Annotated in this window: 13 protein-coding genes and 1 tRNA gene; 9 read left to right on the top strand and 5 right to left on the bottom strand. The window is 34.0% G+C overall.

The genetic code is table 11. The features are described from left to right. The first annotated feature begins 115 nt into the window (after positions 1-115). Together IHE43_RS05430 and IHE43_RS05425 are read left to right on the top strand one after the other, a co-directional pair. Positions 116-1,342 (top strand): Glu/Leu/Phe/Val dehydrogenase dimerization domain-containing protein, encoded by a 1,227-nt coding sequence (locus IHE43_RS05430; protein ID WP_192187031.1) that lies wholly within the window; start codon positions 116-118, stop codon positions 1,340-1,342. Between the two features lie 498 nt (positions 1,343-1,840). Then, a complete protein-coding gene (locus IHE43_RS05425) occupies positions 1,841-2,743 on the top strand; it encodes an energy transducer TonB (RefSeq protein WP_192187030.1) in 903 nt (300 codons plus the stop codon). Positions 2,744-3,140: 397 nt separating this feature from the next. On the opposite strand, the gene IHE43_RS05420 is transcribed toward IHE43_RS05425, so the two are convergent. Both IHE43_RS05420 and IHE43_RS05415 read right to left on the bottom strand, forming a co-directional pair. Beyond that, a complete protein-coding gene (locus tag IHE43_RS05420) occupies positions 3,141-3,536 on the bottom strand; it encodes a biopolymer transporter ExbD (protein ID WP_192187029.1) in 396 nt (131 codons plus the stop codon). A 3-nt stretch (positions 3,537-3,539) separates the two neighbouring features. Then, positions 3,540-4,235 (bottom strand): MotA/TolQ/ExbB proton channel family protein, encoded by a 696-nt coding sequence (locus IHE43_RS05415; protein WP_192187028.1) that lies wholly within the window; start codon positions 4,233-4,235, stop codon positions 3,540-3,542. A gap of 132 nt (positions 4,236-4,367) precedes the next feature. Here IHE43_RS05415 and IHE43_RS05410 point away from each other — a divergent pair, with 132 nt between their 5' ends. From IHE43_RS05410 to IHE43_RS05400, 3 genes are all read left to right on the top strand, one after another. Beyond that, positions 4,368-5,603, top strand: a complete 1,236-nt coding sequence (locus IHE43_RS05410; protein ID WP_192187027.1) for a folylpolyglutamate synthase/dihydrofolate synthase family protein — start codon at positions 4,368-4,370, stop codon at positions 5,601-5,603. Between the two features lie 92 nt (positions 5,604-5,695). Next, positions 5,696-6,502 carry a hypothetical protein gene (locus IHE43_RS05405; protein WP_192187026.1) on the top strand — a complete coding sequence of 269 codons (807 nt, stop codon included), beginning with the start codon at positions 5,696-5,698 and terminating at the stop codon, positions 6,500-6,502. A 161-nt stretch (positions 6,503-6,663) separates the two neighbouring features. Then, positions 6,664-6,741: transfer RNA gene (locus IHE43_RS05400), tRNA-Val, on the top strand. A 150-nt stretch (positions 6,742-6,891) separates the two neighbouring features. Here the strand turns inward: IHE43_RS05400 and IHE43_RS05395 are convergent. Next, positions 6,892-7,263, bottom strand: coding sequence for a hypothetical protein (locus tag IHE43_RS05395; protein WP_192187025.1), 372 nt, complete (start codon positions 7,261-7,263; stop codon positions 6,892-6,894). A gap of 246 nt (positions 7,264-7,509) precedes the next feature. After that, positions 7,510-7,926, bottom strand: coding sequence for a hypothetical protein (locus IHE43_RS05390; RefSeq protein ID WP_192187024.1), 417 nt, complete (start codon positions 7,924-7,926; stop codon positions 7,510-7,512). 268 nt (positions 7,927-8,194) lie between these two features. Here IHE43_RS05390 and IHE43_RS05385 point away from each other — a divergent pair, with 268 nt between their 5' ends. Further along, positions 8,195-8,602, top strand: a complete 408-nt coding sequence (locus IHE43_RS05385) for a helix-turn-helix transcriptional regulator (protein WP_192187023.1) — start codon at positions 8,195-8,197, stop codon at positions 8,600-8,602. A 144-nt stretch (positions 8,603-8,746) separates the two neighbouring features. Here the strand turns inward: IHE43_RS05385 and IHE43_RS05380 are convergent, their stop codons facing one another. Next, on the bottom strand, positions 8,747-9,583 hold the full coding sequence (locus tag IHE43_RS05380) for a winged helix-turn-helix domain-containing protein (RefSeq protein ID WP_225585402.1): 837 nt from the start codon (positions 9,581-9,583) through the stop codon (positions 8,747-8,749). 155 nt (positions 9,584-9,738) lie between these two features. Between IHE43_RS05380 and IHE43_RS05375 the strand changes: the two genes are divergently transcribed. From IHE43_RS05375 to IHE43_RS05365, 3 genes are all read left to right on the top strand, one after another. Continuing rightward, a complete protein-coding gene (locus tag IHE43_RS05375; protein WP_225585399.1) occupies positions 9,739-10,812 on the top strand; it encodes a two-component regulator propeller domain-containing protein in 1,074 nt (357 codons plus the stop codon). A 62-nt stretch (positions 10,813-10,874) separates the two neighbouring features. After that, entirely contained in the window at positions 10,875-11,528 is a 654-nt protein-coding gene (locus tag IHE43_RS05370; RefSeq protein WP_192187021.1) for a YceI family protein, read from the top strand. Between the two features lie 638 nt (positions 11,529-12,166). Then, positions 12,167-12,637: a hypothetical protein gene (locus IHE43_RS05365; protein ID WP_192187020.1), complete on the top strand. Its 471-nt coding sequence runs from the start codon at positions 12,167-12,169 to the stop codon at positions 12,635-12,637. Positions 12,638-12,645 lie beyond the last annotated feature (8 nt).

Below are 12,645 nucleotides of genomic sequence, written 5' to 3'. Positions count from 1 at the left end.
CCGAAAGCGTTATGTTTTCGGCTTTCTTTTTTTCTTTAATTAAAATTGCAGTAAAATACATTATTCACATTATTCTATTTTATACTTTTACGCAAAATAAACATATCACAACAAAATGAAAGATTTATTACAGCAATTTGAAAATAAAGAGCCTGAAATTGTTTTTAACTGGAAAGATTCTGAAACAGAAGCAGAAGGTTGGACAGTAATTAATTCACTTCGTGGAGGAGCCGCAGGAGGTGGAACAAGAATGAGAAAAGGTTTGGATATGAACGAAGTTTTATCTCTAGCCAAAACAATGGAAGTTAAATTTTCAGTTTCCGGGCCTGCAATTGGAGGCGCTAAATCCGGAATTAATTTTGACCCGAACGATCCTCGTAAAAAAGGTGTTTTACAACGCTGGTACAAAGCGGTTTCGCCTTTATTAAAAAGTTATTACGGAACGGGTGGTGATTTGAATGTTGATGAAATTCACGAAGTTATTCCGATGACGGAAGAATGTGGTGTCTGGCATCCGCAGGAAGGTGTTTTCAATGGACATTTTAAACCAACTGAAGCTGATAAAATCAATAGAATTGGTCAATTGCGTCAGGGTGTAATTAAAGTGATTGAAAATCCAAAATTTTCACCAGATGTAACCAGAAAATATACTGTTGCCGATATGATTACCGGTTATGGCGTTGCCGAGGCAGTTCTTCATTTCTACAATACGTATGGTGGTGACATTAAAGGTAAAAAAGCAATCGTTCAGGGATTTGGAAATGTTGGATCTGCAGCTGCTTTTTACTTAGCAGAAATGGGAGCCAAAGTAATCGGAATTATTGACCGTGACGGAGGATTAATCAATGAAGAAGGTTTTTCTTTTGAAGAAATCAGAACGTTGTTTTTAAATAAAGACGGAAACAAATTAGTTGCCGACAATATGATTCCGTTTGAAGAAATCAATTCTAAAATATGGACTATTGGTGCTGAAATTTTCACGCCTTGCGCTGCTTCAAGACTGGTTGCTCAAAGTCAAATTGACAGCTTAATCGCAAACGGATTAGAAGTTATTTCTTGTGGTGCGAATGTTCCTTTTGCAGATACAGCAATTTTCTTTGGCCCAATTATGGAAGAAGTAGATCATAAAGTAAGCTTAATTCCGGATTTTATTTCAAACTGTGGAATGGCGAGAGTTTTTGCTTATTTCATGGAGAAAAAAGTTCAGATGACAGATGAGGCTATTTTTAATGATACTTCAGAAATTATAAAAAATGCGATTGTAAAAGCACATGCTTTAAATCCATCAAAAACAAATATCAGTGCAACTGCTTTTGAAATTGCATTGAAACAATTAGTATAATTTTTTCTATACTCTTCTTTTAAACGAGCCAAATAATCTTTGGCTCGTTTTTTTGCCACAGATTTTAATGATTAATAGATTTCTTGTTTTGCAATTAATTTTTTCTCGCAGATTTGGCAGATTGAGCAGATTTTGGCTTGTGGTTATAATTTCACGCAGATTTAAAATAGATTTAAGCAGATTTGCGCAGATTATTTTAAAATTAAATCTACCAAAATCTGCGAAATCTGCGTGCAAAAAAACATACGCATATAAGCTTTTTTCGACTTAACCTCAAAGGTCGGTAAGCTGTTTGTATTTAATCTGGCAAAGTCGCAGAGCCGCAAAGAAAAACTTAAAAAGAAAAGCTTTTCGACTTCGCACCTTTGCGAGAAATAAGTTAGCGTCCCTTGCGTAAATCTTAGCGAACCTTGCGGTTAAATTACTTCTTTGATTCTAAACAATTTTTACTACTTTTAAACGTTTTTAATAAGATACAATACAAAATTCAGAATCATAATGAGTTCCACTATTTCTTCAGATCAAAAGAAATCATTACTACTCACCACGGCGATATATGCAGTAATATTAATATTGCTGTTTTTTATACGTTTTTGGCCTCCATACAACCCGGAAAATAATGTCGCACTTGCAGAAGGCGGTGGCGGTGGTGGTGTAACTGTGAATTTTGGCGACAGCGATTTAGGATCCGGAGCAAATTATAAAAGTGAAGTTTTAAACGTAAAAAACGAAGCAAAAGCAACTCCTGCAAAAGCAACTCCGGACGAGGCCATTATTACACAAGAAAACACTGCAGATGATGTTAATGATGTAGTTATTCCTGTAAAAGAAAAACCTAAAAAACCAACTCCAGTTGTAAAACCGGAAACAAAACCAGTTCCTCAAAAACCTAAAGTTTCGAATTCAACAAATGATGTGTTGTCAAGCATTATGAAAGGATCAAACAAGGGCGGAGACGGAGATGATAAAGTGGCGGGAAACAAAGGAAAAGCTGGCGGAAGTTTAAACTCTAACGGTTATTACGGCACCGGAGGCTCTGGTGGCGGAACAGGCGGAGGAAACGGAACAGGAAATGGCATTGGTACCGGAAGCGGTTACGGAGCCGGAAGCGGCGGAGGTTCTGGCGGCGGATCAGGATATTCTTTAGGAAACCGAAAAGCATTATCGAAACCTGCACCAAAATATACCTGTAACGAAGAAGGAAAAGTAGTCGTTGAAGTTACAGTAGACCAAAACGGAAAAACAATAAGTGCAACACCCGGAATAAAAGGAACAACCAATACTGCAAGCTGTTTATTAGATCAGGCCAAAATTGCTGCCATGAATACAAAATGGGATGCTGATAATAACGCTCCTGTAAAACAAACCGGGAAGATTATTTATAATTTTAGTTTGAATTAAAATACGAATTACACTAATTAACACAAATAGAAAAAGGCTTTCCGAAATATTTCAGAAAGCCTTTTTTATGTTTATTTCATCCAGTATGTTATTCCGAGGAACGAGGAATCCCAGCGAGAAGCTCGACAAAGATTGGATTTCCGTTGCGGAGTTACTTGTGGAGATTCCTCGTTCCTCGGAATGACATACTTTAATACTACTTTTCCCCTTCCCCTATTCTCTTTCTTCTTGCCTCTTGGCTCTTTATTCTATGTTCTATATTCTCTTTTTTCCGCGTGAGGGATAGAAGGAATCCGCCGCGGCGGAGCGGATAGCCCGACCACAATAAAAAAATGGGCGAATCAACGTTATACTGATTGGCCCATTTTTTTATTGTGGTCACGCCCTAATGATAATCTTACTTCGGACTTGTAGCAATTACGAACTTCAAATTGTTCTTCACCCCTATCTGCAATACATCAACTAAATCCTGAACCTGCAAATTAAAAGGAATACGAACAACAACGGTCTGATCTTTATTTGTTCCGATTTTTGACATTAAACTGGTTTCGAGGTTTTCGAAATCAACGGGTTCTTTGTCGATGTAGAATTTTTTATCTTCGGTAACGGATAAACTGATCAGCTGCTTGTTTGTTTTTTCATTTGCTTTCGCTTTTGGCAAAGTCATTTTAATAACATTCGGATTTGCAAGTGTTGAAATGATAAGGAAAAACAACAGCAAGAAAAACATAATATCACTTAACGATGAAGTCGCCACTTCGGCATGAAATCTTCTTTTTCTCTTAATAGACATACCTTATGCTCTTTGAATTATATTGACAAATTCTAAAATCTGTTTCTGAATTTTTAAAGCAAAATCATCAATTTTTCCGTTCAATAAATGGTATGCACTGTAAGCAATAATACCCACAATTAATCCAGAACCTGAACTGATCATTTTTTCGTATAAACCTCCTGAAATATTTCCGATACTAATGTTTTCTGTAACCGAGATGCTGTAAAAAATCTTGATTACCCCAGAAATTGTTCCGATGAAACCTAAAGTTGGCGCGATACCGGCAATAAGTCCAAGATGCCCTAAACGTCTTTCCATTTCGCCAATTTCAATATCGGCAGCCCGGTCCATGTTGGATTCAATTTCAGCAATTGGTCTTCCGATTACTAAAACGCCTTCTTTTAAAATATTTGCAGCAGCGGTATCACTTCTTTCTACAATTGTTCTGGCCAATTCAATATTTCCGGCATTTAGTTTATCACCAACATCCTGCATTAATCGACTGTCAATTTTAGACGCTTTACTAATATATAAATAACGTTCAAAAATGATATAAATCGTGTAAAACAATAAAATAGCGATTGGAATCAGGAAAAAGCCTCCTTTTAAGATGAATCCTAAAACAGAGATTTCGGTATTTGGTGCAATTTTTTCGATAACTACGTTAGATGCTGCGTTTGTAATAGTATCTGTTTGTTGTTGAATAAAACTAAACATATATTAATTCTGGTTTTTAATAATTAATTGTAAAAAATATTTGAAATTTGCAATAAAGATAATTTTCGCTGTAAATATAAAACTAAAAAAAACGGAAATTATTTCAATCTACAACTATTTTATCCAAAATAAATGAACTATCAAGAGACCACAAACTGGATGTTTAATCAACTCCCGATGTATCAACTTCAGGGCGCTTCGGCATACAAAGAAGATTTAACCAATATTAAACTATTGGCGGCACATCTTGATAATCCACAAAATCACCTAAAATGTATTCATGTTGCCGGAACCAATGGCAAAGGATCAACTTCGCATATGCTGGCTTCGATTTTGCAGGAAGCGGGGTATAAAGTTGGATTGTATACTTCGCCACATTTAAAAGATTTTAGGGAGCGAATCAAAATCAACGGGGAGGATATTTCTGAAGATTTTGTTATTGAATTTGTGGCCAAACATAAAAGCTTTTTTGAAGCTAACGATATGAGTTTTTTCGAGATGTCTGTTGGTTTGGCATTTGATTATTTTGCTTCAGAAAAAACAGATATTGCGATTATTGAAGTTGGTTTGGGTGGAAGATTGGACGCAACAAATATCATCACACCTTTGGTTTCGGTAATCACCAACATCGATTTAGATCATATGCAGTTTCTAGGAAATACAACTACAGCAATTGCTGGGGAAAAAGCCGGAATTATAAAACCAAATGTACCTGTGGTAATTGGTGAATATACGGAAGAAACGGAAGCTGTATTTTTAGCTAAAGCGAAAGAAAATAATACACCCATTTATTTTGCTGCTGATTTAATTTCCGGAGTTTTCCCTTCTGATTTGTTGGGCGATTATCAGTTTCATAATAAAAAAACGGTTCAACAGGTTGTTGTTGTTTTAAATTCAAAAACCGATTTTAAAGTTTCTATTGATAACCTGAAAAAGGGTTTATTAAACACGGTAAAAAATACGGGATTACAAGGAAGATGGCAACAGTTGGGAGAAAGTCCTAAAATCATTTGCGACACGGCACATAACAAACATGGTCTTGCTGTTGTCATGAATCAAATTCAAAAAGAAACTTTTGAAAATTTACATATTGTTTTAGGTGTTGTTAATGATAAAGACCTGAATTCTATTTTACCGCTCTTCCCGAAAAAAGCGCACTATTATTTCTGCAGACCCGATTCGTCTCGTGGTTTGGCTACCGAAATACTAAAAGAAGCTGCAGAAAAACATGGTTTAATAGGTGAAAAATACGACTCGGTTGCAACTGCTTTTGCTGCTGCGAAGAAAAATGCATTAGAAAATGATTTTATTTATGTTGGTGGAAGCACTTTTGTAGTTGCAGAACTGCCGTTAAACAGCAAAAATTAACGTTTATCGATTAAATGTAAATTACATAACTACCTGCTTGTTAATGATTTAAATTTGTTTAGTTTTTTAATAACCAATACCAAATTTAAATCATGAAAACAAAAAGTACACTTCTGGGGCTCGTTCTATGGATGGCTCTGGGGTGCGTCATTGGCAACGCACAAGAAAAAGAAGAAAAAGAAAAACCGGTTTTTATTACCATGACCACTTTGCATCGTAGTATGGATGTTAAAGCTAAAGACTGGAAAGCATCTGAACAGGAATACTTTGATAAAGTAACCAGTAAAAATGACCTCATCATTGGTTCTGAAATTTTGACTCATTATTACACGGACGATAATACCGAAATTATCCTCGTTAACATTTACAAAACCTGGGAAGACATCGAAAAAGCGGGTACAGTGAGTGATGAATTAATCAAAAAAGCCTGGCCGGACGAGAAAGCAAGAACCGCCTTTTTTGAAAAATACGATAAATTCTACACTCCTGTTCACTCAGATGAAATCTACCAAAGCATTACTTCGGTTGGTAGAAAGGAGTACAAAGATGAAACCAAAAAACCTATGATTGTTTACATCCGAAAATCTCAAATGGATATGAGCGGTAAAGGCAAAGGCGTAAAAGAATTTAATGAAAAAATTACTTTTAAAAATCCTTATTTAAAAGCCTATTATCCTTATCGCCATTCCTGGGGCTCCAACAGTACCGATTTTAATGAAGCCTTTTTTTATGATTCTCTAGCCGATTTAGAAAAGTCTAATGAAAAAATAGAGGAACTGATCAAATTGACCTGGCCCAATGAAAAAGATGCCGATGCTTTTTTTGATGAATTGGAAAAATCTTTTACCGGAAAACACAGCGATTATATCTACCGAAACATTCCGTCGCTATCAAAATAGAAATTTAACCTAAAATTTTATGCTCATAACAAATTCTACCCCAACAAGATAGAAAACACATTAAAAAAACTTTAAATTTTTAGTGTGTTTTCTTTGCAGAACTCGAAAACTAGCGTATATTTGCACTCGCAATCACGAAATGATAGCAACCTAGTAAAATAGGGCGATTAGCTCAGCTGGTTCAGAGCACCTCGTTTACACCGAGGGGGTCGGGGGTTCGAACCCCTCATCGCCCACCAAAAAACTCCTTAAGAAATTAAGGAGTTTTTTTTATGCTTTATTTTTGTAGATCTTTACGTTCACGAGCGGGAGGCTTGGCTATCAGGCTTTTTTTTGTCTATTTCTTACGAACAAAAATCACAAATCCAAGTAATCGAACTTTAATAATTTTATTTACAACCACCATTAGATTCAAAAACAATTCTTTTTTTACTGATACTATCAATAACGAACTCTGCAAGTGCGCCATAATTAGTATCCTTCTTTTTAAGTTTAGGATTCACAATCCAAATATAAAAAGCAATATTTTTTTTCTTTAATACATCTTTAATTGGCTTACCAGTAGTTTTGTAATTTTTATTGATTGCTAGTAAATCTATTTTGTTGTTTATAATTGTTCCCCTTTTATTGATTTCAATATAATTTGAGTCAATTAATTCAATATAATTTTCTTTCTGAATATATTCAACAATCTTTATATTATCTATATAATAATCTTCAGATACAACTTTAATAGTTTTATTGATATTATCAAATTCCATATCATGTTTTTTGGGACAAAAACAACTTTGAAGTAAAACAGAAATTATTAAAAAGAGCGTTTTTTTTTAGATATAAGTAATTTTTAATCAACCCTTCTACACTACTGCCATTTCATTTTTTGACAGGCTTTGTGCGATAATTTGAGTTTTTTTTGAAGTGAATGTAAGAAAAATTTTCACGACAATATATTAACTTTTTGAAATAAAAGCTTTCGTTTTATCTGAGTGAAATTTTCTTCAAATCTGTTATTTTCTTTTCTTCAGCTGAATAACTTCACTTTTTATAGAATCATTCTGTTTTACAGTATCTAGTTCTTTCTTGATTATTTCATTGTCATTAATTGTATCATTATCAATTAGGGCTGGTTCTCCGTCTATTGCTGCTTTTCCCATACAGCTTGTTAAAGTAAAAAGAAAACTCAATGAAAACAATGCAAATGTTTTAATTGGCTTAATCTTAATTCCGCTTATTCTATTTCTCAAATTATGATATTTAATATTGCTTTTAGTTTCAATCTGATCCGATTTAAAATGTCCGCATATACTTTCTTTGCTTGAATTTTCAATTAAATAATTTTGAATTTCAAGATTTTCCATTTTTGTAAAATCAACTACTGTTTTATTACACGAAGTACAGAATTTTCCATCCTTATTTGGTATCATTGAATTCCAATTTTGATTGCAAGGTTTAGGTATATTAATTTTCTTTTCCATTTAATTTCAGATTATTATTTATTGATTTTGATTCAATCGAATATTACAAATACAATACCATAATAAATGAAAAAAATCTAAACAGAAAAAATCTTAGTTCCAAGAATATGTAATCTATTATTTGATGAATCTTTTTAAGTTTTATTGTATTTCACAATTTCAATCTTGTTTTTTACCAAATGGGAAATTTCTGAGAAATTTTAAATATCTTTGAAGTATGAGCACATTAATAAAACCAAATCACATAGGGCGAAAAATTAGCCGTATTCGTGAACTTCGCGACATGAAACAAGAAGCTTTGGCACAAGCTTTAGGAACAAACCAACAGACTATATCTGCTATTGAAAATAGTGAAACAATAGAAGATGGAAAACTTGCAGAAATTGCAAAAGCATTAGGTGTAACAGCGGAAGCAATTAAAAATTTTTCAGAAGAAGCTGTTTTAAATATTATTGGAAATACTTATAATGTTGATAATTCGTCTGCCGTTAATTATGGCTGTACATTTAATCCTTTAGATAAACTAATCCAGGCTCATGAAGAGCAAATCAAATTATACGAACGTTTAGTTCAGGCTGAAAAAGATAAAGTTGAATATTTGGAAAAAATAATAAAAGGAAAATAAACCTTTTAAAAAACAGAAACTCCTTAAGAAATTAAGGAGTTTTTTTTATGCTTTATATTTTCTTAAGTTTTACTGTTGCGGGCACGGATTACAAATCCGCGCTATCGGGTTGCAAATCCGCACTAACAGGAACAGGACCTTTGCCTAACAGGTGATGCTAAGCCTATATCCTTTGCTGCGTATAACAACAATTTTGATATTCGGATCACATTCTAGTTTTTTTCTGAGTTTTGATATGAACATATCCAGACTGCGCCCCACAATAACACCTTCATCTTCCCAGATCTCTTTTTGCAATCGGCTTCTTTCTATGGTCTCGTTGGAAGACAATGCGAAAATGAGCAATACACGGGTTTCCGTTCCGGTCAGGTCTATTGTTTTTCCGTTTGTTATTAACTTCCGATTCTTCGCATCGAACAACACCGAGCCTAAAGTGAACATATTAGTATGCTGACTGTCAGGTAAAGTTCTTCGCGGCTTAACTGATCTCAAAAAAATAAAACCGACAAATGCTAAAAATGGCAGGCTACCCAGAAGATACCCATTCTTTGCTGTAATTATAGCCGTTGGTTTGAATTTAATGTTGATCCTATAACAGGCTTTGGGCTGCTTTCTTCCTTTACAGGCTACAATATCATCTTTCTTATTTTTGGATATTGCGTATCCATAAGCTACACTAGAGTTGTCACAGTTCAGAACATTAACAACATAATCATTGACGAACGGATCTTTGGTCAACAAACGCTGAATAGTATTTATCAGCGAGTCGGTTTGAAAAGTAAGCTCATTCTCAAACGTGATTTGATACTCATTTTCGGCAATCTTTTTTACCGGTAGCACTCTTGAAGTACTGTCGCCAGATTGTAAAAGCAGTTCATGTCCGATCCTGCGGAGTAAAACTTCTCTCCTGGCGATAGAAAAGTCGTCACTATCCTCCGTAGTGAAAGCCACGCAGATTACAGCCATACATACGAGTAGCATCAACCCAAACAGGTATTTGTGTTTTCCGAACAGGAGATTTCGACTATCAATCATAGTGTCAAGTTTTTATTTACAAAGTTTACATTTTTATTTACAATCCTGATTATTAAGGCCTAAAAATATCAAAGTAATTTCGCTTAAATAAATTTACAAATATGAAAAATAAAAGAAATGTTTTGTACAGCCTGATTATCATGCTGGCAGGAGTGGCCAATTTTGCAGTAGAGGCCCAACAAAAAAATGATGCTCAAATTACCGTTGAAACCAAAGACGCATTCAATTCTCATGTACCCAAAGGCATCGTTCGTACCATCAAGCAAGATAGAAAAGGCAATATCTGGATTACTTCATGGGAAGGGGTCTTTAAATATGATGGAAAATCTTTTACCAATGTTACCAGTAAAGTAAGTTCTGCCCGCTTCTTTTCTGTTTTAGAAGATAGAAAAGGGAATTTTTGGTTCGCTAGTATTGGCTCAGGTGTTTATTATTACGATGGGAAATCCTTTCAAAATTTCACCACCAAGGATGGACTTGCCAATGATGTGGTCACTACTATTTATGAAGATAAAGCCGGTACTATTTGGTTCGGCACAGGAAACGGAGCAAGCCGTTATGATGGCAAATCCTTTCTGAATTTTAAAATGAAAGAAATGCCGCCTGTTGCTCAGTCTGATTCTGTTCATGTTTCAGTTTATCAACATCCGCTTCCGAACAAAGTTGCCTGGATGCATAATGATGTTAATGCTATTATTGAAGACAAAACAGGAAAACTTTGGTTTGGCACAAGGGGTTATGCCTATGTTTATGACGGAAAGGAATTTACTCCTATAACCAATAACGGAAAACCTTTTGCGAATGTTCGTTCTATAATCAAAGATAAAAAAGGCAATACCTGGCTTGGTGGTTATGATGGCCTTTGGCGCTATGACGGCAGCATCTTTACCAATTTTACCCAAGATTTTGTTGGGTATATCTACGAAGATAAAAAAGGTAATATTTGGACCAGCTCAGGAAAGGATGGTAATAACCTGGGCTGGGCGCTTTCCCGATACGAAGGAAAGACCTTGTCTGATAAAAAGCCAACGGTAACCACAATAGCCAATAAGCCAATGATCTTCGGGATCTTAGAAGATAACAAAGGAAATATTTGGTTTGGCGCTTTAGATGGAGTGTATCGTTATGATGGAAAGACCATCACCAACTTTAAAAGTGCAACCAGTCAGCAATAAGATGTATTGCTGATTTAAAAATCATTTAATCAATTATTATTAATCAATATTATTTCTGTAGTATGAACAACAAGCTAACAATCAATTATTTAATTTTAATTATTGCTTTTTCCTTCTTCGGTTGCCGTGGACCTGTAAAAGAAGAAAATAAAAATAATGCATCGGCAAGCTCCTTATCCTTACATGTTGAGAATGAAAAATATGTTGTAATAGATACTAAGGAAAGTACTGTGACATGGAAAGGTTCTAATCTAATTGGTTCAAACAGCCATACAGGGTATGTCTATATCTCAAAAGGAGAACTGATTATTGAAAACGGTCAGCTTATGGGTGGTACTGCTGAAGTCGACATGAATACAATTGAAGATGAAAACCATGGGAGGGATAACGGACTTGTTAATCACTTGAAAGATCCTGATTTTTTTGATGTTAAAAAATTTCCCTTTTCTACAATCGTACTTACTAAGGCTGTATCAATAAATGGTGAGAACAAGAAAGTTGCTGGCAACCTGACTATTAAAGGTATAACACACCCTGTTACTTTTCCAGCCAAAATGGAAGTTAAGAACGGAATTGTCAAAGTGAATGGCAAGCTGGTCATCGATCGAACAAAATGGAATGTCCGTTATAAATCAGGAAAATTCTATGATCTTTTAGCTGATCAAACTATATCTGATTCCATTGAATTTCATATAAAAATCGTAGCAAAAAAATAAACATATTAATCTATAAAACTAAATTCAGATCATGTTATCTATTCCGGTACAATAGCTTTTAGGTTTCACTCCGTGGACATTTTATTTTAGATTTTAGATGTAAAATATAACAAACAGACGAACAACAACTGGGCACTAATAAAAAAAACAGGGGTATACAACAGCGGTTTTTAACGTCCCATTTATTCTAACAAATATTTCATTTTATATTTTCTAAAAACGTCAAAATGGAGATCTTGTTCGATTGCTGTCCCTGATACTCCACCAAGAAACTCCTTAAGAAATTAAGGAGTTTCTTATGTCTTTTAAAGTTTTACTGTTGGGGGTACGGATTGCAAATCTGAGCTATCGGATTTTTTTTGTTTTTGTATAAGAAGTATCGGCTCCTGGCAAGTAATTATTTTTTAAGTGCATCATCATACATTTGATTTCCTGGCTCTTTCCATAGCTTCATTTTCCTGATCTATGTTATTTCCTATCGAATTAAGTTCGTTGTTCAATATAATTGTTTCTTCGATCGTCAGCAACATCATTTAAAATATTACCTTATAATGGCTTTTTTATAGCTTTTTTCTTATTTTATTGGTTGATTTTTACACAAATTAATATAAATCAATAATTTGTAAAAACCATTTAGTATGAAAAAAAGTATTTTATTAGCTACATTTTGTGTAGCATTGTTTTCATGTAGTAGTGATGATACTTCAACCAAGACTGATTCATCATTAAAAAAGGATGAAATTTTCAATTTTCAATCTTATGAAGGAATGGATAAAAAAATAGATGAAATTTCTGAAATAAAAACTCAATTGGAAAAATCTATAGCAGAAAAACACATCTCGAAGGTGGATAATAGTTCTAAAAATAATTCTGAAGATGCAATCTTAGAAAGTGTAAAGAATTACCATAAAGAAAAATTAAATAATATTTATGCTTTAAGAAAACAAACAAATTTTACCAGTATTCAAAGTATAGCTGATGAAATTAATTTTTTAACATTAATAGATTCAATTAAATCCGATGCGCTGTTTGAAGAATACAAAAAATATCTGATTAGAGATAAGTACGAAGTCAAAACTATTTTGAAAATAGAACAGCAAATGTTATAAATAATAAG

It is taken from the genome of Flavobacterium sp. MDT1-60 (assembly GCF_014844035.1).
Taxonomy (GTDB): Bacteria; Bacteroidota; Bacteroidia; order Flavobacteriales; family Flavobacteriaceae; genus Flavobacterium.
The sequence above is the reverse complement of the archived record's forward strand: the minus strand, read 5'-3'. Positions and strand labels throughout refer to the sequence as shown.